The sequence below is a fragment of the Microbacterium sp. sgz311019 genome, from assembly GCF_056135325.1.
On the sequence record NZ_JBWAXO010000002.1, the window covers coordinates 299,827 to 326,044 of the forward strand.

Here is a 26,218-nt window from a genome sequence, read left to right on the forward strand (position 1 = left end):
CGCAGTGGAATGGTGGGGACACAGCGGCGGAAGGAGCCATACATGCACACCAGAAGGCTGGGTCAAGGACTCGAGGTGTCGGCCATCGGCCTCGGCGCCATGGGGATGTCCATGAGCTACGGACCGAACCCCGGCGATCGCGGCGACATGATCGGCGTGCTGCGCTACGCGGTCGACCAGGGGGTCACGTTCATCGACACCGCGGAGGTCTACGGCCCGTATGAGAACGAGCGGCTGGTCGGCGAGGCGATCGCTCCCATCCGCGACCAGGTGGTGGTCGCGACCAAGTTCGGCTGGAACATCGTCGACGGACGGATGCAGGGCACCGACTCGCGGCCCGAGCAGATCCGCCGCGTCGCCGACGCATCCCTTGCGAGGCTCGGGGTCGATCGAATCGACCTCTTTTACCAGCACCGCGTCGACCCGGCTGTGCCGATCGAGGACGTCGCCGGCACGGTCGGGGAGCTCGTGGCGGAGGGGAAGGTCGCGCACTTCGGCCTGTCCGAGGCCGCGGCGGACACCATCCGCCGCGCCCACGCCGTCTTCCCGATGACCGCCGTGCAGAGCGAGTACTCGCTGTGGACGCGCGACCCGGAGGCCGAGGTCCTGCCCACGCTCGCCGAGCTCGGTATCGGATTCGTACCGTTCAGCCCGCTCGGCAAGGGCTTCTTCACCGGCACGGTGTCGGCCGACACGGCCTTCGCACCCGGCGAGATCCGCGCCCGTGTCCCGCGCTTCGAGGCCGACAACCTCGCCGCCAACCAGGCCCTGATCGACCACGTTCGGGCGCTCGCGGAGACACGTGGCGGAACGCCCGCTCAGGTCGCTCTGGCGTGGCTGCTGGCGCAGCATCCCCTCATCGTCCCGATCCCCGGCACGCGCCGCCGCGAGCGCATCGACGAGAACGCGGGAGCGACGAACCTCGCGCTGTCGGCCGACGACATCGCCGACCTCGACCGGCTGGTCGAGCGATTCGGCATCGCGGGCGACCGCTACGACGAATCCGGGATGCGGATGGTCGGCCTCTGACGGGCGGCCGAGATCCGGCGAGGGGCACGGTTTACGCTGGCCGCATGAGCGACTACCAGGTGCTGCAGATGGGCGGTCTCGACCAGTGGCGCAGCCACTACGGCGGATTCCGCCCGCAGAGTTCGCGCGAGGGCCGACGGGTCGTCGACCACGACCTCGAGATGACGTACATCGGCATGACGGCCAACTCCTTCGAGCCGGGTGAGCAGGCCGGGTACTGGCACACGCACACGCGGGTCGAGGAGCTCTACGTCTTCCTCGATGGCTACGGCCAGATGGGACTCGACGACGTGGTGGTGGATGTGGGGCCCGGAACCGTCGTCCGTGTGGGTGCCGGTGTCTGGCGCACGTGGCGGGCGATGCCCGACACGCCGGAGCAGCTGCGGTGGCTGTGCATCCGCGCGGGTGGCTATGAGCTGCCGCACCTGCCCGACGACTCGACGCGCGACGAGGAGCGCCCCTCGCCCTGGACCGACTGACGGGTCAGCCGACCCGCAGTTCTTGCGGCTCGACCACGACGTCGACGAGGGCGCCGTTGCGCCACACCGTCATCTCCATGCGGCGCCCGATCGCGTCCTCGATCATGCGCCGCTGAAGCCCCGTCGGGTCGAAGACCGGTGTGCCGTCGATGGACAGCACGATGTCGCCCGGCCGGGCGCCGGCCTCCGCCGCGGGGCTTCCCGTGACGACCGAAACGATCTGCAGCCCGTTCGGCGAGCCGACCTTCACCGCGGCCTCGGGGCTCAGCGCCGCCTTCGCGCCGGCCACCCCCAGCCAGGCCCGCCGCACGCGGCCGGTCGTGCGGAGTGCGTCGATGATGGCGCGGGTCGTGTCGTTGATGGGCACCGCGAGCCCCAGTCCGACGCCTGCGACGGCCGTGTTGACGCCGATCATGCGGCCCGAGCTGTCGGCGAGCACGCCGCCGCTGTTGCCGGGATTCAGGGCGGCATCGGTCTGGATGACCTCGTCGATCACGCGACCCGAGCTCGTCGGCAGTGACCGGCCGAGCGCGGAGACGATCCCGGCCGTGACGCTCCCGGCGAGGCCGCGCGGGTTCCCGAGAGCCACGACGAGCTGGCCGACCTTCAGCCGTGCCGCATCGCCGAGGGTGACCGGATGCGGCGTGCCGCCCCGCGCCCGCAGGACTGCGAGGTCGGACAGCACATCGGCGCCGATGATGTCGGCGGGCGTCGTCGTCCCGTCGGAGAAGGCGAGCTCCACCTCGAGGGCGCCGGCGACGACGTGCGCGCTCGTGAGGAGGTGTCCGTCGTCGGTGATGACGGACGCGCTTCCGGCGCCGCCGCCCTGCCGGCTGCGCACGGCGACGGATGCCACGGAGGGCAGCACCGTCTCGGCGACGCGGATCACCGCGGTCGAGTAGGCGTCGAGAGCCGCCGCATCCCTGTCCTGATCGTCCACGCACACAGTCTCGGACCGTCGTCGCAGGGGTCGGCCCGAGTTCGCCCAGGGCGCACGGGCCTCCGGGGAATCCGCCCAGACTCCCTGCTCGGCTCTTCCATTTTGGGGCCCAAGCAATTACTTTGATAGCCAAGTATCGCGATCCATCCGATCGCGCTCATCGACGCGGACAGCGCACAACGCACAGAGGCGGAGCACATGCGGGAACTCACGCATTTCATCGGGGGCCAGCACAGGACCGGCGCATCCGGTCGATTCGGCGACGTGTTCGATCCGAATACGGGAGACGTGCAGGCACGCGTGCCGCTCGCGTCGGCGGACGAGGTCTCGGCGGCGGTCGCGAACGCGTGCGCCGCGCAGCCCGGGTGGGCCGATACCAACCCGCAGAAGCGTGCCCGCGTGCTCATGCGCTTCCTCGAGCTCATCGCGCAGGATATGCCGTCGCTGGCGCGACTTCTCGCGAGCGAGCACGGGAAGTCGGTCGAGGACGCCAAGGGCGACATCCAGCGCGGAGTCGAGGTGATCGAATTCTGCATCGGAGCGCCGCACCTGCTGAAGGGGGAGTACTCCACCGGGGCTGGCGCGGGCATCGACGTGTATTCGCTTCGCCAGCCTCTCGGGGTCGTGGCGGGGATCACGCCGTTCAACTTCCCCGCGATGATCCCGCTGTGGAAGATGGGCCCCGCACTGGCGGCCGGCAACGCGTTCATCCTCAAGCCCAGCGAGCGGGACCCCTCGGTGCCGCTGCGGATCGCCGAGCTGTTCCTGGAGGCGGGGCTGCCGGCCGGAGTGCTGAACGTCGTCAACGGCGACAAGGAGGCGGTGGATGCGCTGCTGACCGACGATCGCGTGCGCGCCGTCGGGTTCGTCGGCTCGACCCCGATCGCGCAGTACATCTATGCGACCGCGGCCGCGCACGGCAAGCGGGCGCAGTGCTTCGGCGGTGCGAAGAACCACATGATCGTGATGCCCGACGCCGACCTCGACCAGGCCGTCGATGCGCTGATCGGGTCGGGCTACGGGTCGGCGGGCGAGCGGTGCATGGCCATCTCGGTCGCCGTCCCGGTCGGCGACGAGGTCGCCGACGCGCTGGCCGAGCGGCTGGCCGAGCGCGTGAAGGAGCTGAAGATCGGGCCGTCGCTGGAGGAGGGCATCGACTACGGCCCGCTCGTGAACGGCGCCGCGAAGCAGCGCGTGGAGGGGTACATCGCGGCCGGAGTGGCCGAGGGTGCGACCCTGCTCGCCGACGGCCGCGGCTTCAGCGTGCCGGGGCATGAGGGCGGATTCTTCCTCGGCCCCACCCTGTTCGACCACGTCACCCGGGAGATGTCGATCTACCGGGAGGAGATCTTCGGGCCCGTGCTGGTCATCGCCCGAGCGAAGGACTACGAGGAGGCACTGGCCATGGCCACCGACCACGAGTACGGCAACGGCGTCGCGATCTTCACGCGCGACGGCGACACCGCCCGTGACTTCACCGCGCGAGTGGACGTCGGCATGGTCGGCGTGAACGTGCCCATTCCGGTGCCGATCGCGTACCACACATTCGGCGGGTGGAAGCGGTCGATGTTCGGCGACCTGAACCAGCACGGCCCGGATGCGTTCCGGTTCTACACGAAGACGAAGACCGTGACGAGTCGCTGGCCGTCCGGAATCAAGGAAGGGGCGAGCTTCGTCATCCCGACGATGCACTGATGATGTACGCAGACATGACGGAGGAGCGCACGGCGCTCATCGACGCCGTCCGAGACTTCTCGGACGCCCACCTGGCACCGTTCGCGAACGAGCGGGATGCCGAGAAGATCCTTCCCGTGGACGCCCTGCGCGCCGCCGGCGAGCTCGGCCTGGGCGGCATCCTGGTGCGCGAGTCCGCGGGCGGCTCGGAGCTCACCCGCGGCGATGCGGTCGCGATCTTCGAGGAGCTCGCCAAGGGCGACACCGCGGTGGCCGCCTACATCTCGGTGCACAACATGGTCACCTGGATGATCGACGCCCATGGCACCGAGGAACAGCGGCAGCGCTGGCTGCCGGGCCTGTGCACGATGGAAGACCTCGGCAGCTACTGCCTGACCGAGCCGGGTGTCGGATCCGACGCGGCAGCCCTCGTGACCTCCGCCGTCCGCGACGGCGACGAGTACGTGATCAACGGGGTCAAGCAGTTCATCTCGGGCGCCGGAACCTCGGCGGTCTACGTCGTGATGGCGCGCACCGGAGGACCGGGCGCGCGCGGCGTGAGCGCCATCGTCGTCCCCGCCGGCACCCCCGGCCTCTCGTTCGGTCCCGCCGAGAAGAAGATGGGGTGGAACGCCCAGCCGACACGCCAGGTGATCTTCGAGGACGTGCGGGTGCCGGTCGGCAATCGCCTCGCCGAGGAGGGCGACGGCTTCCGCATCGCCATGAAAGGGCTGGACGGCGGCCGCCTGAACATCGCGGCGTGCTCCATCGGCGGCGCCCAGTGGACCCTCGACCGGGCGCTCCGCTACGTCCACGAGCGCGAGACGTTCGGGGCGCCGCTGGCGACGCGCCAGAGCATCGAGTTCGCCCTGGCCGACATGGAGATCGACCTGCAGGCGGGCCGCGCGCTCGTGCAGCGGGCGGCGGAGAAGCTGGATGCGGGTGCCCCCGATGCGACGGTCGCGTGCGCGGTCGCCAAGCGGTTCGCGACGGATGCCGGGTTCCGCGTCGCCAACCAGGCCATGCAGCTGCACGGCGGGTACGGCTATCTGCACGAGTTCGGCATCGAGCGGGTCGTGCGCGACCTGCGCGTGCACCAGATCGTCGAGGGCGCGAACGAGATCATGCTGCGCATCGTCGCCCGCGACCTCCTCTCATCCGGAAGGAGCGCATCATGACCGCTGTCGCCTTCCTCGGCGTGGGCCACATGGGCCTGCCGATGGCGCGCAACCTCTCCGCCGCCGGGCACGACGTCACGGTGTTCGACGTCGTGCCCGCCGCGGTCGACGCGGCGCGTGCGGCGGGGCTGCCGGTGGCGCCGTCGGGGGCGGATGCCGTGGCATCCGCCGATGTCGTCATCACGATGTTCCCGGCCGGCCGTCACGTGCTCGACGCATACCGCGGCACCGATGCCCAGGCGAGCCTGCTCGCCGCGGCCCGCCCGGGAACCCTCTTCATCGACTCGTCCACCATCGCCGTGGACGAGGCGCGCGAGGCGCATCTGCTGGCTGAGGAGGCGGGGCATCGCTCGCTCGACGCGCCCGTCTCCGGCGGCGTCGTGGGTGCGGAGAAGGGCACGCTTGCGTTCATGGTCGGCGGATCCGACGAGGACTTCGTCGCCGCGCTGCCGCTGCTCGAGCGCATGGGCGGGCGCATCGTGCACTGCGGCGGCCCGGGCCTCGGACAGGCGGCCAAGGTCTGCAACAACATGATTCTGGGCGTCAGCCAGATCGTGGTGGCCGAGGCGTTCGTGCTGGGGGAGCGGCTGGGGCTGTCGCATGAGGCGCTGTTCGACGTCGCCTCCCACGCCTCCGGGCAATGCTGGGCGCTGACGACGAACTGTCCGGTGCCGGGACCCGTCCCCACGAGCCCGGCCAACAACGACTACCGCCCGGGCTTCGCCGGCGCCCTGATGGCCAAGGACCTGGGCCTTGCCGCCCAGGCGATCGCGCTCACCGGCGCCGACGCGCAGCTCGGTCTGCACGCCCAGCAGATCTACGCGGCCTACGCCGAGGGCGACGGCGCGGGCCAGGACTTCTCCGGAATCATCAACGTCATCCGCGCGGCGAGCTGAGCGCGGCGGGGCGCGGCCCGTCAGAGCGGGTCGGGCGTCGGGCGGATGACGAAGTCCGCCTGACGCTCGCGGAACCGCGCGATGATGCGCACGAGGTCCACGGCATCCTCCTGCGGCATTCCGATGTCGGAGAACACGTCACCGTTGAGCACCGCCGTCGCGCGATCGACGAGGTCGCGGCCCGCATCCGTGATCGTGAGCACGGCCGCACGGCCGTCGTCGGGGTGGCGCTCGCGCTCGATGAGGCCGTCCTTCACGAGCCTGTCCAGCGCGCCCGTCACGGTGGCGGGATGCACCTGGAGTCGCTTGACCGCGCGAGTGAGCGGCACCCGCCCGTCGTGCGTGAATGCGATGAGTCGCAGCAGTTCGAATCGTGCGAATGTGAGCTGGAAGGGCCGCAGCGCCGATTCGATTCGCGCGAGCAGCAGCTGCTGTGCGCGCATGATCGATGTGACGACCGTCATGCCCTCGGCCGCGTCATCCCATCCGTGCGCGATCCATTGCCTCTTGGCCTCGGCAATGGGGTCTATGGGAAGTGGATCGTGACGTGTCATGAACGACGTGCTCCGTAGCAGATCACAATGGGCACGGCCGACGACTGCGAGTCGTCGGCCGTGCGCATTGCAGGTGAAATGCGATCAGTTCGCGGCGTGGTATGCGGCGACGATGTTCTCCGGGATGCGGCCGCGAGTCGCCACCGCGTAGCCGTTCGACTGCGCCCACTCGCGGATGGAGGTGTTCTCGTTCGCCGCACCGCGGCGGGAACGCGGGCGTCGAGCGGTTCCGGTGGAGGCGGGGCGTCCGCCGGAGACGCGACGGCCAGCGCTGATATACGGCTCGAATGCTTCGCGCAGGGCCGCGGCATTCTTGACGGAGAGATCGATTTCGTAGGGTATTCCGTCGAGCGAGAAGAGCACTGTCTCTCCCGTGCCGACTTCGAGCAGCGACCCGTCGAGATCGTCGACGAGCTGGTGAATGATCTTCTTGGCCATGATGTCAAGACTAAGGGCGCATATGAACGAATGTCACGTTCGAATGCGATATATCGGGTATCTCCACAGATTGGATTCAGGGCATCAATCCCGCGCGTCGCGCCTTGGCCACTGCGGCGTGTCTTGTCGTCACATCGAGTTTCGCCATCGCCGAAGCCAGATAGGACTTGATGGTCACCTCTTTCAGCCCCAGTGCGTCTGCGACTCCGGCATTCGTCGCCCCGAGTGCGACGCACGCGAGGACATCGATCTCGCGCGGCGAGAGCCGGACATCGAGCCCGGGATCCGCCTGGTCGCTCGAGAGGGCGGCGAGGCGCCGCTCGAGTCGCTGGAGCCGCTCGCGGATGCCGGCGTCGCCGACCTCGGCCGAGATGGCCCGCAGCTCCGCATAGCTCTCGCGGAGCTCCTCCCGGGCGGCCGGTGCGATGCCCGATGGCTCCGCAGGCTGGGGCACGTGCGCGAGCCTGCGCTGCACCTCGTCGCGGATCCGGAGTTCGGCGGCCACCTCGTCGGCGATCCCGAACGCCGGGCGAGCGACCGTGTCGCCGACCGGCGCCTGCGCCCATGAGCCGCAGTAGAGGACACCTCGGGTGCGTCCGCCGACGAGGATCGGCACGGCGAAGAGTGTGGCGATCCCCTCGCCGAGGATCGCGCGGTCGTAGTCGTGCGTGATCGTCTTGGCGGTGCGGTAGTCGAGGGCGAGACGGGGACGGCGCTCGACGAAGGCCCTCCCGCCGAGCCCGCGCGAGGCCTGGACGACGAGTCCCTCGAGGTGATGGGTGTGCGCGCCCGCGATCGCGGTGACGTGCACGGCTCCGTCTCGCTCGAGTCCGCCGAAGGCGACCGGGAAGCTCGTGCGCCGGGTGAGGGCGCTGACCGCCTGCGCCACGACGGCGTGCTCTGACGCGTCGATCGTCGCTGCAGGCATCCGCTTTCCCGTCTGTGCTTCCGCCCTGCGCGCCCGCATGGCGATGATCCGAGCCCGCTCTGGCCGTGGCCACCGACGATACCACCGGACCTTCGAACGCATCCTCGCGCGGCCCGTGCCGGAGCGCGCCGCGGGCGGCCTACACGCCCGCGGCGCGCTCCAGGTCCAGCAGTGCCCGCTTCACCTCGGGGTGGCCGCCGTACTCCCCGATGGAGCCGTCCGAGCGCACCACACGATGGGCGGGCACGACGAGCGAGAAGGGAGTGCGGGCGCACGCCGTTCCGACGGCCCGATGGGCGCGCGGGCGCCCCGCGAGCACCGCGACCTCGCCGTAGCTGGCGGTCTCTCCGTACGGGATGCCGCGCACCGCCTCCAGAGCCTCTCGCGTGAAGCCGCCCACATCGCCCCAGTCCAGGTCGACCTCGAACTCGCGTCGCGCTCCCGCGAAGTACTCGTCGAGCTGCGCGATGAGCGCCTCCGCGGGCCCGGGATCCGGCACGGGCGCGGTGCGCAGCCGGAGCGCGATGCGCTCGAGCGCAGCATCCACGGGTCCGTCGAGCACGTCGAGCGCGACGAGCCGATTCTCCGCGAAGACGAGGAGCACCTCACCGACCGGGGTCGAGTGAGTGGTGAAGGAGGCGGTGGTCATGTGTCCATCCTGAACCGGGACGACCGACCCTGGCGGGCGGCGGGCAGGGGGAGGCAGGCGCGGCATCCGTCGCCTCCTGGGGAGGAATCCCGTGAAAACCGGCCGAAATGCCTGAGGGACAGCCCCTGCGCGCATACGCTGGCACGTGTGTGGCGAGGCGAGCAGCATGCGGCGATCGGAGTGGAGGACCGCGTCCTCCATCCGGCCGTGACGCCGGCGAATCTCGGACTCGGGGAACCGGGGGTGACCGTGACGCACATCGCAGAACCTGAACGACAGCGGTTGAGGGAACAGGCCGCGGGCCTCGGTGGCCGGTCCACCCTGTTGCACTTCCGCGACGGCTCGGACGCCGGCCTGGAGATCACGAAGGCGCACCCGGGGAGCCTCCCGCAGTTCTTCACGGGGCGGTCCACCCTGCTCTCGAACCTCTTCCGCGACGAGGTCGCCCTCCGCAACGCCCGCCTCGCCGCCGAGCGGATCACGGCCAAGAACGTCGAGCTGCGCACGGCTCGGGGCCTCGAGGTCGTGTACCTCGCGGTGGGAATCGCGAACTGGCGCTTCGATGACGAGGAGTTCTGCGGCCCGGTGCTGCTCCGACCGCTCGCGATCCGTCGCCACCACTCCGACTTCGAACTGAAGCCGCACGGCTCGCTGTTCGTGAACCCCGAGCTCGTCCGCGCCCTCGAGCAGCAGTACGGCGTCACCGTCCACGGCCGCACCATCGCCGCGCTCGCGTACGACGCCGGGGTGTTCAAGCCGCAGCCCGTCATCGACCACCTGCGCGCGCTGACCACCGAGATCCCGAGCTTCACGGTGAAGCCTCGCCTCGTCATCTCGACCTTCGCCGACGTCGCCTCGGGCATGGCCCGCGATGTCGTCGACCTCGAGCATCCCGTGCTCGACGCCCTGGCCGGGCACATCGATGCGCGCGAGACGCTCAAGCTGCGGCGGGATCCGCCGACCGCGGTCAACGCGGACTACAGGCCGCCGGCATCCGACACCCTCCTCCTCGATGCGGACGGCGAGCAGGAGGCCGTCCTCGCGCGCATCGCGGCGGGGCATTCGCTCGCCGTGCACACGCTGCCGGGAACGGGCGGAACGCAGACCGTCATCAACGCCGTGGGCGCCCTCGTGGGAGCGGGGCAGCGCGTGCTCGTCGTGAGCGCCCGCCGCTCGACGCTCGAGGGTGTGCGGCACCGGCTCGCCGGCATCGGCCTCGACGGACTCGCGGTGTCGCCGCGCAGCATCCGTCGCGATCTCGTCCGCGCGATCGGACGCAACGAGAAGGCGGAGCAGCCGCGTGTCGCCGACATCGACGACGCGCTCGTGCGGCTGCGCACAGTTCTGCGTGACTACCGCGCCGCTCTGACCCAGCGCCACGAGGCGTTCGGCGTCTCGACGCTCGAGATCGTGCGACGGCTCACAGCGCTGGCGGCCCAGAGCCCTGCTCCCTCGACGACGGCTCGGCTGGATGCCGCGACCCTCGCACGTCTCGCCGACAATCGCCGCGCCGCCGCCGAGAAGCTCGCGGCCGCCGCGCGGCTGGGCGAGTTCCGGTGGGGGCCCAACGACTCGCCGTGGTACGGAGTGACGTTCTCGACGACGGAGGCCGCGCGCGGCGCGCACACCCGCGCCCGCAAGCTGCACCACCAGGAGGTCCCGTCGCTCCTCGAGCGCGGGTACGAGCTCATCGGCAAGACCCGGATGCGACCGTTCCAGACGATCGACGAACTGGGCGCCTACCTGCGCCTGCTGCAGGGCATCCGCGACTCGCTCGACCGCTTCAGCATGACGGCCTTCGAGCGCCCGCTGGGCGAGCTCATCCAGGCCCACGCGCCGCGCGGAGAGTCCGCGCAGCTGGGCGGCGCGCAGCGCCGGCGGCTGAAGCGCCTGGCGCGCGAATACGTGCGGCCAGGCGTGCACGTCCCGGACATGTACGACGCGCTCGTGCGCATCCAGAAGCAGCGCACCGAGTGGCAGCGGCTCGTCGACACGGGCATCGTTCCGGAGGTGCCGGTCGGGCTGGCGGACGTCCTCGTCGCATGGCAGCGGGTGCACGCCGAGCTGGGCGACCTCGACACGGTGCTCGGCCGCCACGGCGCGGATCGGCTGGCGTCGCTGCCGGTGGCCGGACTCGTGCGCGCGCTCGCGGGTCTCGCCGCGGATTCGGCCTACTTCGACAACCTCGTCGAGCGGGCGACGATGCGCTCGGAGCTCGCCGCCATGGGGCTCGAACCTCTGCTGTCTGAGCTGTCGGTGCGACACGTTCCCGAGGACCGCGTCGGAGACGAGCTCGAGTTCGCCTGGTGGCAGTCCGCGCTCGAGCACCTGCTGCGCACGGACAAGGCACTCCTCGGCGCGAACACGGCCGTCGTCGACCGCCTCGAGCGGGATTTCCGGCTCGTGGATGAGGCGCATGCCGCCGCATCCGGGCCCCTGCTCGCCGCCAAGCTCGCGACGCAGTGGCGGATCGGCATCGTCGACGAGCCGGCGGAGGCGACGGCCCTCAAACAGGCACTGAAGGCCGGCGTGTCATCGCCGGCGGAGCTCGCCTCTACCGCCCCCGCGCTCATGCGCACGCTCGCCCCGGTGTGGATCGCGTCACCGTACGAGGTGTCGGAGATCCCGTCGGATCCTCTGTTCGACGCCGTGCTGATCGCGGATGCGGCGGCCCTCTCGCTCGCGGAGGCCGCTCCGGCCCTGCGCCGGGCTCGCCAGGTCGTCGTCTTCGGCGATCCCGTCACGCAGAAGCCGACACCGTTCGAGGTCGCAGCGCAGCTGCGGGCCGACGAAGGCGAGAAGCCGCCGTTCGACGACGTCAGCGTGTTCGAGCGGCTCGCCGAGCTGCTGCCCGTGGAGACCCTGACCCGCAGCTACCGCGCGGGCGGCGAGGACCTCGCCGAGCTCGTCAACGACGCGTTCTACGGCGGCGAGATCGTGTCTTTGCCGTGGGCGGGCTCGTACCTCGGCCGCGGCAGTCTCGGCGTCGACTATGTCGAGGGCGGCGTCGGCGCGCCCGATCCGGTCACGGGCGCGGTGGAGAGCCCGGATGCGGAGGTCGCTCGTGTCGTCACGCTCGTCGTCGAGCACGCCGTGAACCGCGGCTCCGAGTCGCTCATGGTGGTCACGGCATCCCGTCGTCACGCGGAGCGTGTGCGGGCGGCGGTGGGCGAGGCCTTCGCGGGGCGCTCCGACGTGGCGGACTTCGTCTCGCGCGACACCGCCGAGCCGTTCGCGGTGCTCACGCTCGAGGAGTCGGTGGCCGAGAGCCGCGACCGCGTGATCTTCTCGCTCGGCTACGGGCTCACGAAGCACGGGCGCGTGCTCAGCGACTTCGGCGACCTCTCGACGGTGGACGGCGAGCGGCTGCTGACGGTCGGGATGACGCGTGCCCGGCGCTCCATGGTGATCGTGTCGTCGATCCGCCCGAGCGCGTTCGACGAGGGCCGGCTCGAGTACGGTGCGGCGACGCTCATGGGCATCCTGGGCGGCATCGCCGCCCGTGCGCGCGAAGCCCGTCTGGAGGACCTCGCCGATCCGCTCACCCTCGCGCTCGCGCGCGAGCTGCGGCGGCTCGGCGTCTCCGTGGACGTGCACTACCGCGGCCTGCTGCCGCTGGTCGCGCAGCACCGCGGCAAGGCGGTCGTCGCGGAGAGCGATCCGGAAGCGCACGGCGAGTCCCTGCGCGAGTCGCTCCGGCTGCGGCCGCAGATCCTGCGGCGGCTCGGCTGGCACTACGTGCGCGTGCACGCCTTCGATCTGTACAGCGACCCCGCCGATGTCGCGGCGCGCATCGCGGCCATGCTCGGCGTCGGGCCGGACGCCGCCGCCGTCGATCCCGACACGCAGCCCCTCGATGTCATCGAATGACGGCCGGCGCGGCGATCGTCAGCGCGTGGAGAGGGTGTCCGGGCAGCGACGCGCGCGTCTGACGCCCGCGCCCGGAACATCGGCCGAGCCGGTGCCCGGAGACGACGAACCGGATGCCGCCCCCGATGCGGGGGGCACGGCATCCGGTCCGAACGACGACCGCATGCGGCGGGACGTCCCGCCGCACTACTGAGCGGGACCGGCCGACTGCCCCTGCTGCTTCTCCAGGAGATCGCGGATCTGCAGGAGGATCTCCTGCTCGGTGAGAGCCTGGGGCTCCGCCGCCTGCCCGGCGGCCGCTTTCGCCTCCTGGCGCTTGCGCCACACGTTCATCGGGTACACGAACACGAAGTACACGATGACCGCGACGGCGACGAAGTTGATGACGGCGACGAGGACCGCGCCGATCGCGAAGGTGGCGATTCCGCCCGACAGCGTCTTGACCGGCCACACCCACTTGCTCAGGTCGCCGAGCTGGAAGAAGAAGCCGATCAGCGGGTTGATGAACCCATTGACGAGGGCGCCGACGATGGCGGTGAAAGCCGCGCCGATGACGACGGCGACGGCGAGGTCGATGACGTTGCCTCGCGCGATGAACTCTTTGAAGCCCTTGATCATGGATCTCCCCTTCAGGATCGCCGGCTTCGAATCCGTCAGGAGGAGCTGCTCGGAGCCGGAGAGGCCTTCGCCTCCGACTTCGATGATGACGAGGATCCCTCGCTCGTGCCAGTCGACGTGCGGGAGTCGGTCCGATAGAAGCCCGAGCCGTTGAACGTGACCCCGATGGAGCCGTACTCCTTGCGCAGCGCACCTCCGCATTCCGGGCACTCCGTCAGGGTCGGGTCGGCGAACGACTGCACCGCGTCGAAGCGGTGGCCGCACTGCTTGCAGGCGTAGGAGTAGGTGGGCATGTCTCTTCCGGTGGTTCAGCGCGCGACGCGCGCGAAGTCGATGGTCCGTGTCGGGGTGACCACGCCGGTCACGGCCTGGTCGTGGACGTCCTTGGGCACGTCGTCGAGCACCTCCGAGTCGTAGACGACGGCGTAGACGGGCGGGCAGTGGTTCATCGAGCCCAGTGTCTTGTCGTAGAAGCCGCGCCCCCAGCCGAGGCGCATCCCGCTCGCGTCGACCGCCGCCGCCGGGATGATGAGGAGGTCGGCCTCGTCGAGCGCGATGGGCCCGAGCAGCTCGCCGACCGGCTCCGGGAGGCCGAAGAGGCCCTCGGCGATCTCGCCGTCGGGGGTGGCGACCGCCCAGTCGAGCAGGCCGTCGGTGCGCGTGACCGGCAGGAGGACCCGGATGCCGCGGGCCACCGCATCCGTCACGAACCGGCGCGTGCCCGGCTCAGTCGTCGTCGAGAGGAAGCACGAGATCGTGCGGGCCCCGAAGCGGTCGACGAGCGCGTCGAGCTGAGAATGGATGCCGTTCGCCGCCGTCTCCCGGGTAGCCTGCGACATCGTCTGACGGCGCTCGCGAAGGTCGGCGCGCAGCGCGCGCTTCGCGTTGTCGGTGCCGTCTCCCATGCATCGATTCTAGGCGAGGGGCTGACGGGAGGTCGCGGGTGCCCGGATAGCATGGGACCCATGTCCCATCGCGCATTCAAAGCCGTCATCCCCGCCGCCGGTCTGGGCACCCGATTCCTGCCGGCGACCAAGGCGATGCCGAAGGAGATGCTGCCGGTCGTCGACAAGCCGGCCATCCAGTACGTGGTCGAGGAGGCGGTCGCGGCCGGCATCGAGGACGTGCTGCTGATCATCGGGCGCAACAAGAACAACATCGCGAACCACTTCGACTCGATGCCGGAGCTCGAGGAGAACCTCCGCGCCAAGGGCGACGCGGAGCGGCTGTCGAAGGTCATGCACTCGACGGACCTGGCGGAGATCCACCTGGTCCGCCAGGGCGAGCCGAAGGGCCTCGGCCACGCCGTGCTGCGCGGCAAGGCGCATGTGGGCGACCATCCCTTCGCCGTCCTCCTCGGCGACGACCTCATCGACGAGCGCGACCCGCTGCTGCCGCAGATGATCGCCGAGTACGACAAGCGGGGCGCATCCGTCATCGCCCTCATGGAGGTCGACCCGGCGCACATCCACATGTACGGCGTCGCGGCCGTCGAGGCCACGGACGACGACGGGGTCGTTCGCGTGACGGGCCTCGTAGAGAAGCCCTCGGCGGAGGATGCGCCGTCGAACCTGGCGATCATCGGTCGCTACGTGCTCGATCCGGCGGTCTTCCCGGTGCTCGAGCACACCCTGCCCGGCAAGGGGGGCGAGATCCAGCTCACGGACGCGCTGCAGGAGCTCGCGGCCGACCCGGGAGCGGGGGTGTACGGCGTGATCTTCCGCGGTCGTCGCTACGACACCGGCGATAAGGTGGATTACATCAAGGCCATCGTCCAGCTCGCCTCGGAGCGCGAGGACATCGGCCCGGCTCTGCGGCCGTGGTTCAAGGACTTCGCCGCGACGCTCTAGACGGATGGGATGGGCACACGTGGAGCTGAGCGGTCCGCGACAGCACGGTCCCGTCTCGATCAGGCTCGTTCGCGCGCGCGACGCGCGCGTCCTGCAGAGCGAGCTCATGTCGAACCGGACATGGCTTCGGCCGTGGGAGGCGACGAGCCCCGACGGACCGGTGTCGTTCGACATGCGGATGGGGATCCGGCGCCTGCTGCAGCAGTACCGCGACGGCGGCGGCGTGCCGTTCGTCATGGAGTACGACGGTGAGATCGCCGGCCAGCTGAACGTGTGGGGCATCGCCCGAGGCTCTCTCGCGTCGGCGACGATCGGCTACTGGGTGTCCGAGCGGTATGCGGGTCGCGGCATCACCCCCACCGCCGTCGCACTGGCCACGGATGTGTGCTTCAGCGAGCTGCGCCTGCACCGCATGGAGATCTGCATCCGTCCCGAGAACCACGCCAGCCTGCGCGTCGTCGAGAAGCTCGGCTTCCGGTACGAGGGGCTGCGCAAGCGGTACATCCACATCGACGGCGAGTGGCGTGACCACTACTGCTTCGCGCTGGTGCGCGAGGAGGTCCCGGAGGGTGTCCTCACGCGCTGGATCGAGGGCCGCGCACCGCGGGATGCCGCCACCGTGCCGCCGGGCGATCGCGCCCAGGCCTGAAACCCGGCCCGACGCGAGCTGGGGCGACACGCCGGAAGGTGACTCGGGCCACGGCGCCTGTCGCCTACCGTGGATGCCATGGGTGGGGGGCAGGTTCTGGGCGGGGGCGTCATCGCGCTCGTTGCCGTGCTGCTCTGGCTCGTGTACCTGCTGCCGTCCTTGCACAGCCGCTACCGCTACGACGCCGCGGAGCGCAACGCGGTGCGGCTGAATCAGGCGCTCCGCGTTCTCGCCGAGACCAGCGAGACGCCGGCGGAGGTGCACCTCGAGCTGAGCGCGCGCACGGCGCTCGCGCAACAGAAGCTTGCCAAGCAGGCGCGCGAGGCGCGGCACGAGGCGGAGCTCGCGCAGGCGCGCGTCGAGTTGGAGCGTGCGCGCATCGAGCAGCTGCGTGCGAGCGAATCCGAGCGGGCGGCCCGCATCGCGGCGCGCCGCTCCCCGGAGGCCCGGCGAACGCGTGCGCGCCGGCGCGCGAGGCTGACGGTGACGATCACCGCCATCGCGGCCGTGGGACTCGCGCTGTGGGGCGCCTGGGAGGTCGTGTTGACCGGGGCGCAGCTCGTACTGTGGTCGTCGGTCGTGGTGGCGCTCGCATGCATGGTCGTCCGCGCGCGCATGGTGCGGGTCGAGGCCCGCGCGGCGCGCGATCGGGTTGTGGATGTCGCGCCCGAGCCGCAGCGCGTGCCGTCGGCCGCGCCGCAGACGATGGAGGAGCTCGCGGATCAGGCGCCCGGATGGGTCCCGCGACAGCTGCCGCGCCCGTTGACGGGCCGTGCCGGCTCGCGGGCGGCCGCCGAGCGGGACGTGGCCGATGCCCGCGAGGCGCTGCGGCAGGCGGCCCTCGACGAGGCCCAGCGCGCTGAGGCGGAGCGCCGTCGTCCGCCCGAACTGCGACCCGCAGCAGGCGACGCCGAGATCGAGGCGCACGTGCGTGAACTGCTGCGCCGGAGGGCCGCGGGGTAGTCCCCGGAGACCCGCTCGAGGCAGGAGCATCCTCGGCGGCGTGATAGTCTTTCTGAGGTTCACGGGCCTGTGGCGCAGTTGGTAGCGCGTCTCGTTCGCAATGAGAAGGTCAGGGGTTCGAATCCCCTCAGGTCCACCGAAGAAACCCCCGGCAGCGGTCGCTGCCGGGGGTTTCGTCTTCTCATGGAGCCGCCGAGGAAAACAGCGGTACGCTCATACGTCGCTGAAGCAACGAGGAGCCCATGGCCATCGACACCACACACGCCGGCGCCCCTGTGCCGTCGCCCGACGGGTCTGTGACCCTGCTCGGCGGCGGCGGGCGCAGCGAGCGGCGCCGGCCGGTCCGCGACTGGTTCATGAAGGGCCTGATCGACGAGAGCGGGGGCCACCAGGGGCCGCACGCCAGGCACGCCGAGAAGCAGAGCTCGTGGTGGCGCGTCATGTGCCTCACCGGCCTCGACTACTTCTCGACCCTGGGCTATCAGCCGGCGATCGCTGCGCTCGCCGCCGGTTTCATCTCTCCGTTCGCCACCATCGTGCTGGTGGCGCTCACCCTCCTGGGCGCACTGCCCGTGTACCGGCGGGTCGCACGGGAGAGCTTCCGCGGGTCGGGCTCGATCGCCATGCTCGAGCGGCTGCTGCCGTGGTGGGCCGGCAAGATCTTCGTCCTGATCCTGCTGGGCTTCGCCGCGACGGACTTCATGATCACGATCACGCTGTCGGCGGCGGATGCCGCGGCCCACGCGATCGAGAACCCCTTGGCGCCGTCGTGGTTCCACAACGGGAACATGTGGATCACGCTGACGCTGATCGCACTCCTCGGCGTCGTGTTCCTGCGCGGGTTCCAGGAGGCGATCGGGGTCGCGGTCATCCTCGTCTTCGTGTACCTGGCTCTGAACGCGGTCGTCGTCGTGGTCGGGATCGGGCATGTGGTGCAGCATCCCATCGTCGTCACGGACTGGTGGGCGGCGCTCACGCAGATGCACGGCAGTCCGTGGACGGTCGTCGCCATCTCGCTCGTCGTCTTCCCCAAGCTCGCGCTGGGTCTGTCCGGATTCGAGACCGGCGTCGCGGTCATGCCGCAGATCAAGGGGTCCGACAAGGACTCCGTCGACTACCCGAAGACGCGGATCCGGGGCACGGGACGGCTGCTGACGACCGCCGCCCTCATCATGAGCGTGTTCCTCACCACATCGAGCTTCATGACGACGTTCCTCATCCCGCAGAAGGACTTCCAGCCGGGCGGGCCGGCGAACGGCCGTGCCCTGGCGTACATCGCGCACGAGTACATCGGTCCCGTCTTCGGCACGTTCTACGACATCAGCACGATCCTCATCCTCTGGTTCGCGGGAGCCTCCGCGATGGCGGGACTGCTGAACCTCGTGCCGCGGTACCTGCCGCGCTACGGGATGGCTCCCCAATGGGCGCGCGCGGTGCGCCCGCTCGTCATCGTCTTCACCGCCATCGCGTTCCTCATCACGATCGTGTTCGACGCCAGCGTGGACGCGCAGGGCGGGGCATATGCGACCGGGGTGCTCGTGCTGATCACATCCGCGTCGTTCGCCGTCATGGCGTCCGCCTGGCGCAAGCGGCAGCGGGGGCGCGTGATCGGCTTCGGCGCGGTGACGGTGATCTTCATCTACACCACGGTGCTCAACGTCTTCGAGCGGCCCGACGGCATCCGCATCGCGACCCTGTTCATCATCGGCATCCTGGTCATCTCCCTCGTATCGAGGGTCGGACGATCGTTCCAGCTGCGGGCGACGTCCGTGACCCTGGATGCGGCCGCCCAGCGGTTCCTCCTCGACGACGCCGCGTCGGGGGCCCTTCATGTGATCGCGCACGAACCCCACGTCGACGTCAACCGCGAGTACGCTCAGAAGGACAAGGACGAGCGCAAATACAGCAACATCCCGGGCGAGGTGCGAACCATCTTCCTCGAGGTGTACCCGAGCGATTCGTCCGACTTCGAAGAGGATCTCGTGGTGCGCGGCGTGAAGAAGTACGGGTACCGCGTGCTCAAGGTGACGAGCGCGAACGTGCCCAATACGATCGCGGCGGTTCTCCTGGCCGCCCGCGACCTCACCGGCGTCGCCCCGATCGTCTATTTCGAATGGACCGAGGGCAACCCGGTATCCAACATGTGGCGCTATCTGATCACAGGCGTCGGCGAAGTCGCTCCCGTCACGCGCGAGGTTCTGCGCGAGGCGGAGCATGATGTGCGCCGGCGGCCTGCTGTCCACGTCGTGTGAGCCCGACATGCAGGCCTCGACAGCAATCTGTCCTGAAGCACTGTACGTCCCGTACAAGGTGTACCTTCCAGTTCGCCGTCGGGGTGTGTTGCCCGGGCCGATCGTCGTGTTAGCGTCACTCCGTCCTTCCCCAAACCCGACGAAGACAGGGATGCAATGACGCACGAAAATCTCGAGACGACGACGTCTCACCAGCGGGCGATCGAGTACGAGGAACACGCGCTGCAGGCAGGCGGCGTGTCCAAGGCCGGATCGACCCTCATGGCCGTCGCGGGCAGCGCGCCGGCCTACTCGATCGCAGCGAGCACGGCCCTGCTGATCGGCGCAGCCGGCGTCGGCGCACCGGCGGCGCTGCTGTGGTGCGGCATCCCGATGCTCGGCATCGCGTTCGCCTTCAGCTACCTCGCGCGTGTCGACTCCCACGCCGGCGCGTCCTTCTCCTGGGTCGCGCGCGGCCTCACCCCGTGGCTCGGCTTCCTCGCCGGATGGGCGGTCGTCATCTCGGCGACGATCTTCATGGTGGCGGGCGCCCTGCCCGCCGGCGCGATGACCGTCTCGCTGTTCGCCCCGGATCAGGCCAACAACACGCTCCTCGTGACCGCCGTCGGATCCGTGTGGTTCCTCGTCATGGCCGCCGCGGTGATCTTCGGAGTGCACACCACCGAGCGCGCCCAGTGGGTCATGTCGGTGATCGAGGTCGGCATCCTCGTGGTGTTCGCCGCACTCGCGCTGCCGAAGCTGTTCAGCTCCGCGCACGCGGGTCAGGCGTTCTCGTGGAGCTGGTTCGGCTTCGAGCACCTCTCGGGCGCCGGCGTCTTCGTGTCCGCCGCGCTGATCGCCGCGTTCTACTACTGGGGCTGGGACGTGACAGCCAACCTCGGTGAGGAGACGAAGAACGCCCACAAGACGACGGGCCTCGCCGGCATCCTCGGCATCATCATCGTGTTCATCCTCTTCGAGATCTACACGACGACGACGCTCGTGATGCTGCCCGGCAAGACGATCGAGGACAACGCCGCGAACATCCTTGACGTGCTCGGCAACGCCATCCTGCCCGGCATCGGCGGCAAGATCATGATCATCGCCGTCGCCCTCTCGACGATCGCGACCTTGGAGACGACCCTGGTCCAGGTGAGCCGCACCCTGTTCGCGATGGGTCGCGCGCGCACGATCCCGTTCGCGTTCGGCAAGATCAACCGCCGCTGGAAGACGCCGGTGTTCGCGACGCTGGTCGTCGTCGCGGTCTCGCTCGTGCTGTTCGTGCTCGCGAACGTGTTCGGCGACAGCGTCGGGCAGATCCTCGGCTGGGCGATCTCGTCGATCGGCCTGCAGATCGCGTTCTACTACTCGCTCGCCGGCTTCGCGGTCGTGATCGGGTTCCGCAAGGTGCTGTTCAAGTCCGTGAAGAACTTCATCCTGATCGGCCTCTGGCCGGCCGTGGGTGCGCTCTTCATGCTGTACATCTTCTTCGCGGCGATCCCGAACAACGACCTCGTGGTGAACATCCTCGGCCTCGGCTTGATCGTGATCGGCCTGATCCCGCTGGCGCTGTTCTACCGGAAGGCGAAGGAGACGTACTTCACGCGCAACCCGCTCGAGGTGCCTGCCGACTTCGAGGCGTGACGCGCTGAACCACCCTCACGCGGGGGCGGATGCCGTGGCATCCGCCCCCGCGTCTCTGTGCGCGGTACCGTGGCGGCGTGAGCTACTCGACCCTCGCGCTGATCGTGCTGGCGGGGCTGGCGGGTCCGCTCCTGGCGGCGCGGGAGGGATGGCGCGTCCCGCTCGTCATCGGCGAGCTGCTGGCGGGTCTCGTCATCGGCATCTCGGGCTTCCGGCTGGTGGATCCCGCCGACCCGACGCTGACGATGTTCGCCTCGATCGGCTTCGGGCTGACGATGCTCGTCATCGGGTCGGAGATCCCGGTGCGCGACGCAGGCGTGCGTGCCGCCGTGGGCTGGGGAGCACTGGCCGCCGTGGTCGTCGGCATCGTGGCGGTCATCCTGGGGCCGCTGATCGCCGTGGCCGTCCGCTCGCCGCACGGCCTGCTGTACGCGGTGCTGCTCGCCTCGTCATCCGCGGCGCTGGTGCTGCCCATGCTGCACTCGCTGGGCATCGCCGCGACCTCCGCCCCCCGGCTCATCGCGCAGATCGCTGTCGCCGACATCGCCGCGATCGTGGCGCTGCCGCTCGTCATGGATCCGGCACGCGCCCTCGACGCGGCGCTCGGCGCGCTGGCGATCACTTCCATCGCGGTGATCCTCGGCGTCGTCCTCCATCGGCTCCAGCGCACGGGGACCTGGCGTCGTGTGCACCACTTCTCCGAGCGGCGGCACTTCGCGCTCGAGCTTCGCATCAGCCTGCTGATCCTGTTCGTCCTGGCCGCCATCGCGCAGTTCACCTACGTCTCGGTGATGGTCGCGGGCTTCTCGCTGGGGCTGGTGCTCGCCGCGGTGGGCGAGCCGCGCCGGCTCGCGCGGCAGCTGTTCGGCATCACCGAGGGCTTCTTCGCACCGCTCTTCTTCGTGTGGCTCGGCGCATCCATCGACCTGCGCGCCTTCGTCGACCATCCGAACATGGTGATCCTGGGCGTGCTGCTCGGACTCGGCGCCGTCGTGGCGCACCTCGCCGCCCGTGCCGTGGGGCTGCCCTGGCTGCAAGCGGTCGCGTCCGCCGGGCAGCTCGGGGTGCCGATCGCGGCCGTGGCGCTCGGCATCCAGACCCGTGCGCTGCAGCCGGGGGAGGGGGCGGCCATCCTGCTGGGAGGCCTGCTCACCGTCGCCACCTCGGCGATCGCGACGGCCTTCGCTTCGCGTCGCGCGCGTCGCGCGGTGGACGGCGGCACATCCTAAAGAAGTCTTGCGAAAGAAACCTTTAGGATCTATCGTCGGTGCCGTGGCCGACAACTTCCCGCCCGAGCGGCCTGGTCAGGCGCGCGTCACCGACCCTGCGCGGCTGCGTGCGCTGGCGCATCCCATCCGCCTCGAGCTGTTCGACCTGCTCACCGAGCGAGAGGAGCTGACAGCCACTCAGTGCGCGGAGGCGCTGGGGGAGTCGGCCGCGAGCTGCTCCTTCCACCTGCGCATGCTCGAGAAGTACGGCTTCATCGAGCGGGCGCAGGCGCGCGGGCGTGAGAAGCCGTGGCGGCCGGTCGCGCGATCGTGGGACATGCGACCCGACCCCGAGCAGCCCGGATCCATGGCAGCGATGCGAGAGATCGCGGTGCTCGGCATCGACGCGGAGTGGGGGCGGGTGCGCTCGTTCTTCGCGGAGATGGATGCCGAGCCCGACCAGTGGGTACAGGCGTCCACGTTCACCCGCAGCACTTTCTGGGCGACGGCGGACGAGCTCGCCCAGCTCAGCCGCGACCTTCAGGAGATCACCGACCGCTTCGCGGGACGCAGCGCCGACCCGTCGCTGCGGCCGCCCGGAGCCCGGTTCTCGCGCATGGTCGCGGTGGCGAACCCCGAGCCCTGGTCGTCGCCGTACGCGGCGCAGACGCCCGAGGCGGACCGATGAACGCCGCCCTCGCGCGCCGGCTGCCGGCCTGGGAGGTGCGCGGCTTCCGGCAGCTCACACTGACGTGGGTCTTCGCGAATCTCGGCGACAGCGCCCTGTACCTCATGGCCGCCGTGTGGGTGAAGGACCTCACCCACTCGGATGCCGCGGCGGCCACCGTCTTCATCGCCCTCGGGCTGCCCGCCCTCATCGCCCCGTTCCTCGGCGCCGTGGCCGATCGCGTCTCGCGCAAACGGCTCATGGCCTGGTCGATGGCCGCGATGGTGCCGATCGTCCTCTGCCTGCTGCTCGTGACGCCGACCGGCATGTTCTGGATCGTCTACCTGGTCGTCTTCCTCTACGGGGCGATGGGCTATCTCCTCGCGGCCGCGCAGTCGGGCCTCATCCGCGACCTCGTCGACGACGACGCCCTCGGCTCGGCCAACGGCGCGCTGACCACCATCGATCAGGGGTTCCGGCTCGTCTCGCCGCTGATCGGGACAGCCCTGTACGTCGCGGCGGGACCGGATGCCGTGGTGCTGCTGACCGCGATCTCGTTCGGCCTCGCGGCCGTGCAGATGACCCGCGTGGGCGTCACGGAGTCGGCTCCTGCACCGCGTGCCGCCCGCGGTCGCTACGTCCCGGAGCTCGGCGCCGGGTTCGCGCATCTGGCGCGGACCACGCCGCTGAACCGGCTGACCCTCGCACTCGTCATCGCCTTCGCCGCGGTGGGCCTCCTCAACGTCACGGTGTTCGCCACGCTCGACCAGGGGCTGCACCTGCCGGCATCCGCTCTCGGGTGGCTCGTCCCTCTGCAGGGCGTCGGCGCCGTCGTCGGCGGGGTCCTCTCCGCGATGCTCGTGCGCCGGCTCGGCGAATCGCGGACCGTGGCGCTGGGCCTCCTCATGGTCGCGATCGGCGCACTGCCCACGGCCGGCACCTCGCTGGTCCTCGCCGCGATCGGCCTGCCGGTCATCGGCTTCGGCATCCCGCTCGTCGCCGTCGGCTTCGCGACGCTGCGCCAGCGCCGCACGCCCGCGGAGCTGCAGGGTCGGACCGCGGCAGCAGGCAACGTCGCGATCAACGTGCCGCAGACGATGTTCAGCATCCTGGGCGCGTCGATCATCGCCCTCGTCGACTACCGCATCCTGATCTTCGCGACGGTGTTCGCGGTCGCCGCCGCAGCCGTGCTCGCCTTCACGGGCGCCGCACGTCAGCTGTCGGCGGAGGCCGCCGGGCCCTGACGCGTCAGAGCTCGGCGAGCCGCGGCACCACCGCCTCTGCGAGCCGGCTCGCGGTCGCGACCTGGTCGTTCGGGCGCACGCCGAAGACGACGAGGTCGATGCCGAGACCGGCGAGGCGCTCCATCGTCGGCCAGAACTGCTCGGAGTCCGGTTGCAGCCGCGTCGCCATGATCTGCTTCTCGATCGCGTCGTAGTCGGTGCCGAGCGCGTCGCAGTGCCCGCGCAGCACATCGAGCAGGTGCGCCACGTCGTCGGGATCGAAGGCCGTGAGGTTCACGATCTGCGCGTACTGCGCGGCCAGCCGCAGCGTCTTCTTCTCGCCGCGACCGCCGATCATGATCGGGGGATGCGGTGAGCTCACCGCCCGCGGGCTGTTGAGCGTCTCGTTCAGCCGGTAATGCTCGCCCTCGTACGACCCGTTGTCGTCGGACCACATCTGCGTCACGACCTTCAGCGCCTCCTCGAGGCGCTCGAAGCGCTCTCCGAGCGCCGGGTACGGCACGCCCAGAGCGTGGTGCTCCCGCTCGTACCAGGCAGCGCCGAGCCCGAGAACGGACCGCCCCCCACTCAGCACATCGAGGGTCGTCGCGATCTTCGCCAGCAGCCCCGGATGCCGGTATGTCACGCCGGTGACGAGCGGGCCGAGCCGCATCGTGTTCGTCACGGCGGCGACGTAGCCGAGCGTCGTGAACGCCTCCAGCATGGGCTCCGCGGGGTCGCCCGCGATCTCCATCTGGAACCAGTGATCCATGACGGTGAACTGGCTGAAGCCGCCGGCTTCGGCGGTGGTCGCCGTGTCTGCGACGGTGCGGGCGATCGACGACTCGCCCTCGGGCGTGGTGTAGTTCCAGAGGTGGATTCCTGCGCGCATGACGCCAGGCTATGCCCGCGCGGGCTCAGGCGTCTCGAGCTTCGCGAGCCCGCAGGTCCTTGCGGAGGATCTTGCCCGAGGCCGACTTGGGGATGATGTCGATGAACTCGACGACGCGCACCTTCTTGTGCGGTGCGACGTTCTCGGCGACGAACACCATCACCTCCTCAGCCTCGAGGCCCGAGTCGGGGCGCGCCACGACGAACGCCTTCGGGATCTCCTGCCTGTCCTCATCCAGGACACCGATGACGGCGGCATCCATCACCTTCGGGTGGCTGAGCAGCAGGGCCTCGAGCTCCGCGGGAGCGATCTGGTAGCCCTTGTACTTGATGAGCTCCTTGGCGCGGTCCACGATCGCGAAGTAGCCGTCCTGGTGGTACACGGCGACGTCGCCCGTGTGCAGGAAGCCCTCTTCGTCCACCGTCTCCGCCGTGGCCTGCGGCTGGTTGAGGTAGCCCAGCATGATGTTGGGGCCCCGCATCCACAGCTCGCCGCGTGCGGTGAGTCCGTTCTCGTCGAACTCCACGATCTCCTCGCCCGTGTCGAGGTCGACGATCTTCGCGTGCATGTTCGGCAGGAGAAGGCCCACCGAGCTGACCGGGATGTCGGGTCGGTCCACGGGGATCGCGTGCGACACGGGGCTCGACTCGCTCATGCCGTAGCCCTGCAGCACGTGGGCGTGGATGCGGCGGCCCGCGGCCTCGGCGGTCTCGGCGTCGAGCGGAGCCGCTCCGGAGAAGACCGTGTGAACCGTCGAGATGTCGTACTGGTCGACGATCGGATGCTTGGCGAGCGCGACCGCGATGGGCGGCGCGATGTAGAGGTACGTGCAGCCGTACTTCTGGATGTTCGAGAGGAACTCGACGAGGTCGAACTTCGGCATCGTGACGAGGCTCGCGCGCTGGCGGAGCGCGAGGTTCAGCAGCACGGTCATGCCGTAGATGTGGAAGAACGGGAGCACCGCGAGCACCCGGTCGGTCGATGCGAGATCGAGGCTGGCGCGGCACTGCGCGACATTCGCGACGAGATTGCGGTGTGTGAGCATGACGCCCTTGGGGATGCCGGTCGTGCCCGACGAGTAGGGCAGTGCGGCGATGTGGGTCGCCGGGTCGAACGACACGTCGGGCGCCGGACGCTGCTCGCCGAGGAGCTCGCGGAGGTTGGGGTGGCCGGGGGCGCCGTCGAGCACGATCAGGTTCTCGGGAGGGATGCCGTGCGCCTGCGCGGCGACCTGTGCCTGGGGCAGCAGCGGGCTGACGGTGATGAGCCAGGTGGCACCGGCATCCTTCAGCTGCTTCTCGATCTCGCCGGGCGTGTAGAGGGAGTTGATCGTGGTGACCGTCGCGCCCGCGCGCAAGGCACCGTGGAACACCGTCGCGAACGCGGGGATGTTGGGGCACAGCAGCCCGATGACGGTGTCGGTGCCGACCCCGCGGGCCGCGAGCGCACCGGCGAACCAGTCGATCTGGGCGCGGAGAGCGCCGTAGGTGGTCTCTGCGCCCGTCGCCGGGTCGATGAGCGCGATCAAGCCCAGCTCGTCGTCGGTCAGCGAGGCGAAGAGGTAGTCGTAGACGCTGACGTCGGGGATCTCGACGTCGGAATACTGGCTGATGAACACGAGGCATCTCCTTTGACCGC

Annotated in this window: 25 protein-coding genes and 1 tRNA gene; 16 read left to right on the forward strand and 10 right to left on the reverse strand. The window is 70.0% G+C overall.

All coding sequences use genetic code 11. The features are described 5' to 3' along the window. Positions 1 to 42 precede the first annotated feature (42 nt). Both AC0NZN_RS04275 and AC0NZN_RS04280 read left to right on the forward strand, forming a co-directional pair. Positions 43 to 1,029, forward strand: a complete 987-nt coding sequence (locus AC0NZN_RS04275; protein WP_474591023.1) for an aldo/keto reductase — start codon at positions 43 to 45, stop codon at positions 1,027 to 1,029. Positions 1,030 to 1,073: 44 nt separating this feature from the next. Further along, entirely contained in the window at positions 1,074 to 1,508 is a 435-nt protein-coding gene (locus AC0NZN_RS04280; protein WP_474591024.1) for a cupin domain-containing protein, read from the forward strand. A 4-nt stretch (positions 1,509 to 1,512) separates the two neighbouring features. Here AC0NZN_RS04280 and AC0NZN_RS04285 read toward each other — a convergent pair whose 3' ends face one another. Continuing rightward, entirely contained in the window at positions 1,513 to 2,448 is a 936-nt protein-coding gene (locus tag AC0NZN_RS04285) for a S1C family serine protease (protein ID WP_474591025.1), read from the reverse strand. A gap of 198 nt (positions 2,449 to 2,646) precedes the next feature. On the opposite strand from AC0NZN_RS04285, the gene AC0NZN_RS04290 reads away from it, so the two are divergent. From AC0NZN_RS04290 to mmsB, 3 genes are read left to right on the forward strand one after another with little or no spacing between them, the layout of a single operon-like run. Further along, positions 2,647 to 4,143 carry a CoA-acylating methylmalonate-semialdehyde dehydrogenase gene (locus tag AC0NZN_RS04290; RefSeq protein WP_474591026.1) on the forward strand — a complete coding sequence of 499 codons (1,497 nt, stop codon included), beginning with the start codon at positions 2,647 to 2,649 and terminating at the stop codon, positions 4,141 to 4,143. Then, the gene (locus AC0NZN_RS04295; protein WP_474591027.1) at positions 4,143 to 5,300 is read left to right on the forward strand and encodes an acyl-CoA dehydrogenase family protein; all 1,158 of its coding nucleotides are present in this window, start codon (positions 4,143 to 4,145) and stop codon (positions 5,298 to 5,300) included. The genes AC0NZN_RS04290 and AC0NZN_RS04295 overlap by 1 nt, the downstream gene beginning before the upstream one ends. Further along, positions 5,297 to 6,196 carry a 3-hydroxyisobutyrate dehydrogenase gene (gene mmsB, locus AC0NZN_RS04300; RefSeq protein WP_474591028.1) on the forward strand — a complete coding sequence of 300 codons (900 nt, stop codon included), beginning with the start codon at positions 5,297 to 5,299 and terminating at the stop codon, positions 6,194 to 6,196. The genes AC0NZN_RS04295 and mmsB overlap by 4 nt, the downstream gene beginning before the upstream one ends. Before the next feature lie 20 nt (positions 6,197 to 6,216). On the opposite strand, the gene AC0NZN_RS04305 is transcribed toward mmsB, so the two are convergent. The 4 genes from AC0NZN_RS04305 to AC0NZN_RS04320 form a co-directional block, all read right to left on the reverse strand. Beyond that, positions 6,217 to 6,750, reverse strand: a complete 534-nt coding sequence (locus AC0NZN_RS04305; protein ID WP_474591029.1) for a MarR family winged helix-turn-helix transcriptional regulator — start codon at positions 6,748 to 6,750, stop codon at positions 6,217 to 6,219. Between the two features lie 84 nt (positions 6,751 to 6,834). Then, entirely contained in the window at positions 6,835 to 7,188 is a 354-nt protein-coding gene (locus AC0NZN_RS04310; RefSeq protein WP_474591030.1) for a histone-like nucleoid-structuring protein Lsr2, read from the reverse strand. 76 nt (positions 7,189 to 7,264) lie between these two features. After that, a complete protein-coding gene (locus AC0NZN_RS04315; protein WP_474591031.1) occupies positions 7,265 to 8,116 on the reverse strand; it encodes a LuxR C-terminal-related transcriptional regulator in 852 nt (283 codons plus the stop codon). 139 nt (positions 8,117 to 8,255) lie between these two features. Further along, entirely contained in the window at positions 8,256 to 8,765 is a 510-nt protein-coding gene (locus tag AC0NZN_RS04320; protein WP_474591032.1) for a methylated-DNA--[protein]-cysteine S-methyltransferase, read from the reverse strand. A gap of 147 nt (positions 8,766 to 8,912) precedes the next feature. On the opposite strand from AC0NZN_RS04320, the gene AC0NZN_RS04325 reads away from it, so the two are divergent. Together AC0NZN_RS04325 and AC0NZN_RS04330 are read left to right on the forward strand one after the other, a co-directional pair. Continuing rightward, the gene (locus tag AC0NZN_RS04325) at positions 8,913 to 12,635 is read left to right on the forward strand and encodes an AAA family ATPase (protein ID WP_474591033.1); all 3,723 of its coding nucleotides are present in this window, start codon (positions 8,913 to 8,915) and stop codon (positions 12,633 to 12,635) included. 25 nt (positions 12,636 to 12,660) lie between these two features. Then, on the forward strand, positions 12,661 to 12,828 hold the full coding sequence (locus tag AC0NZN_RS04330) for a hypothetical protein (protein ID WP_474591034.1): 168 nt from the start codon (positions 12,661 to 12,663) through the stop codon (positions 12,826 to 12,828). Here AC0NZN_RS04330 and mscL read toward each other — a convergent pair. The 3 genes from mscL to AC0NZN_RS04345 are packed head-to-tail and all read right to left on the reverse strand — an operon-like array spanning position 12,822 to position 14,158. Next, positions 12,822 to 13,253, reverse strand: a complete 432-nt coding sequence (gene mscL, locus AC0NZN_RS04335) for a large conductance mechanosensitive channel protein MscL (protein ID WP_474591035.1) — start codon at positions 13,251 to 13,253, stop codon at positions 12,822 to 12,824. The two genes, AC0NZN_RS04330 and mscL, sit on opposite strands and share 7 nt — an antisense overlap. A gap of 35 nt (positions 13,254 to 13,288) precedes the next feature. Next, positions 13,289 to 13,546, reverse strand: coding sequence for an FmdB family zinc ribbon protein (locus AC0NZN_RS04340; protein ID WP_474591036.1), 258 nt, complete (start codon positions 13,544 to 13,546; stop codon positions 13,289 to 13,291). A gap of 15 nt (positions 13,547 to 13,561) precedes the next feature. Beyond that, positions 13,562 to 14,158, reverse strand: a complete 597-nt coding sequence (locus AC0NZN_RS04345) for a 5-formyltetrahydrofolate cyclo-ligase (RefSeq protein ID WP_474591037.1) — start codon at positions 14,156 to 14,158, stop codon at positions 13,562 to 13,564. A gap of 60 nt (positions 14,159 to 14,218) precedes the next feature. Between AC0NZN_RS04345 and galU the strand changes: the two genes are divergently transcribed. The 9 genes from galU to AC0NZN_RS04390 all read left to right on the forward strand — a co-directional run bounded on the left by galU (position 14,219) and on the right by AC0NZN_RS04390 (position 23,709). Further along, positions 14,219 to 15,103, forward strand: coding sequence for a UTP--glucose-1-phosphate uridylyltransferase GalU (gene galU / locus AC0NZN_RS04350; RefSeq protein WP_474591038.1), 885 nt, complete (start codon positions 14,219 to 14,221; stop codon positions 15,101 to 15,103). 4 nt (positions 15,104 to 15,107) lie between these two features. Next, positions 15,108 to 15,752: a GNAT family N-acetyltransferase gene (locus AC0NZN_RS04355; RefSeq protein WP_474591039.1), complete on the forward strand. Its 645-nt coding sequence runs from the start codon at positions 15,108 to 15,110 to the stop codon at positions 15,750 to 15,752. A 78-nt stretch (positions 15,753 to 15,830) separates the two neighbouring features. Beyond that, positions 15,831 to 16,715 (forward strand): large exoprotein, encoded by an 885-nt coding sequence (locus tag AC0NZN_RS04360; RefSeq protein ID WP_474591040.1) that lies wholly within the window; start codon positions 15,831 to 15,833, stop codon positions 16,713 to 16,715. A gap of 63 nt (positions 16,716 to 16,778) precedes the next feature. Continuing rightward, positions 16,779 to 16,851, forward strand: a tRNA-Ala gene (locus AC0NZN_RS04365). Between the two features lie 220 nt (positions 16,852 to 17,071). Then, complete coding sequence (locus AC0NZN_RS04370) at positions 17,072 to 18,967, forward strand: APC family permease (protein ID WP_474591263.1); 1,896 nt, start codon at positions 17,072 to 17,074, stop codon at positions 18,965 to 18,967. 156 nt (positions 18,968 to 19,123) lie between these two features. Continuing rightward, a complete protein-coding gene (locus AC0NZN_RS04375) occupies positions 19,124 to 20,590 on the forward strand; it encodes an APC family permease (protein ID WP_474591041.1) in 1,467 nt (488 codons plus the stop codon). 77 nt (positions 20,591 to 20,667) lie between these two features. Next, the gene (locus AC0NZN_RS04380; RefSeq protein ID WP_474591042.1) at positions 20,668 to 21,819 is read left to right on the forward strand and encodes a cation:proton antiporter; all 1,152 of its coding nucleotides are present in this window, start codon (positions 20,668 to 20,670) and stop codon (positions 21,817 to 21,819) included. A gap of 43 nt (positions 21,820 to 21,862) precedes the next feature. Then, complete coding sequence (locus AC0NZN_RS04385) at positions 21,863 to 22,486, forward strand: ArsR/SmtB family transcription factor (RefSeq protein WP_474591043.1); 624 nt, start codon at positions 21,863 to 21,865, stop codon at positions 22,484 to 22,486. Beyond that, positions 22,483 to 23,709, forward strand: coding sequence for an MFS transporter (locus AC0NZN_RS04390; protein WP_474591044.1), 1,227 nt, complete (start codon positions 22,483 to 22,485; stop codon positions 23,707 to 23,709). Before AC0NZN_RS04385 ends, AC0NZN_RS04390 begins: the two co-directional genes overlap by 4 nt. A gap of 4 nt (positions 23,710 to 23,713) precedes the next feature. Here the strand turns inward: AC0NZN_RS04390 and AC0NZN_RS04395 are convergent, their stop codons facing one another. Both AC0NZN_RS04395 and AC0NZN_RS04400 read right to left on the reverse strand, forming a co-directional pair. Then, positions 23,714 to 24,580: an LLM class F420-dependent oxidoreductase gene (locus AC0NZN_RS04395; RefSeq protein ID WP_474591045.1), complete on the reverse strand. Its 867-nt coding sequence runs from the start codon at positions 24,578 to 24,580 to the stop codon at positions 23,714 to 23,716. Positions 24,581 to 24,605: 25 nt separating this feature from the next. Next, positions 24,606 to 26,198 carry an AMP-binding protein gene (locus tag AC0NZN_RS04400; RefSeq protein ID WP_474591046.1) on the reverse strand — a complete coding sequence of 531 codons (1,593 nt, stop codon included), beginning with the start codon at positions 26,196 to 26,198 and terminating at the stop codon, positions 24,606 to 24,608. Positions 26,199 to 26,218: the final 20 nt, after the last annotated feature.

Bases quoted from the DNA above. Each gene is read 5' to 3' on its own strand.
- AC0NZN_RS04275 (WP_474591023.1), top strand. From the start codon at position 43: ATGCACACCAGAAGGCTGGGTCAAGGACTCGAGGTGTCGGCCATCGGC.
- AC0NZN_RS04280 (WP_474591024.1), top strand. From the start codon at position 1,074: ATGAGCGACTACCAGGTGCTGCAGATGGGCGGTCTCGACCAGTGGCGC.
- AC0NZN_RS04290 (WP_474591026.1), top strand. From the start codon at position 2,647: ATGCGGGAACTCACGCATTTCATCGGGGGCCAGCACAGGACCGGCGCA.
- AC0NZN_RS04295 (WP_474591027.1), top strand. From the start codon at position 4,143: ATGATGTACGCAGACATGACGGAGGAGCGCACGGCGCTCATCGACGCC.
- mmsB (WP_474591028.1), top strand. From the start codon at position 5,297: ATGACCGCTGTCGCCTTCCTCGGCGTGGGCCACATGGGCCTGCCGATG.
- AC0NZN_RS04305 (WP_474591029.1), bottom strand. From the start codon at position 6,750: ATGACACGTCACGATCCACTTCCCATAGACCCCATTGCCGAGGCCAAG.
- AC0NZN_RS04310 (WP_474591030.1), bottom strand. From the start codon at position 7,188: ATGGCCAAGAAGATCATTCACCAGCTCGTCGACGATCTCGACGGGTCG.
- AC0NZN_RS04315 (WP_474591031.1), bottom strand. From the start codon at position 8,116: ATGCCTGCAGCGACGATCGACGCGTCAGAGCACGCCGTCGTGGCGCAG.
- AC0NZN_RS04320 (WP_474591032.1), bottom strand. From the start codon at position 8,765: ATGACCACCGCCTCCTTCACCACTCACTCGACCCCGGTCGGTGAGGTG.
- mscL (WP_474591035.1), bottom strand. From the start codon at position 13,253: ATGATCAAGGGCTTCAAAGAGTTCATCGCGCGAGGCAACGTCATCGAC.
- AC0NZN_RS04340 (WP_474591036.1), bottom strand. From the start codon at position 13,546: ATGCCCACCTACTCCTACGCCTGCAAGCAGTGCGGCCACCGCTTCGAC.
- AC0NZN_RS04345 (WP_474591037.1), bottom strand. From the start codon at position 14,158: ATGGGAGACGGCACCGACAACGCGAAGCGCGCGCTGCGCGCCGACCTT.
- galU (WP_474591038.1), top strand. From the start codon at position 14,219: ATGTCCCATCGCGCATTCAAAGCCGTCATCCCCGCCGCCGGTCTGGGC.
- AC0NZN_RS04355 (WP_474591039.1), top strand. From the start codon at position 15,108: ATGGGATGGGCACACGTGGAGCTGAGCGGTCCGCGACAGCACGGTCCC.
- AC0NZN_RS04360 (WP_474591040.1), top strand. From the start codon at position 15,831: ATGGGTGGGGGGCAGGTTCTGGGCGGGGGCGTCATCGCGCTCGTTGCC.
- AC0NZN_RS04370 (WP_474591263.1), top strand. From the start codon at position 17,072: ATGAAGGGCCTGATCGACGAGAGCGGGGGCCACCAGGGGCCGCACGCC.
- AC0NZN_RS04375 (WP_474591041.1), top strand. From the start codon at position 19,124: ATGACGCACGAAAATCTCGAGACGACGACGTCTCACCAGCGGGCGATC.
- AC0NZN_RS04390 (WP_474591044.1), top strand. From the start codon at position 22,483: ATGAACGCCGCCCTCGCGCGCCGGCTGCCGGCCTGGGAGGTGCGCGGC.
- AC0NZN_RS04395 (WP_474591045.1), bottom strand. From the start codon at position 24,580: ATGCGCGCAGGAATCCACCTCTGGAACTACACCACGCCCGAGGGCGAG.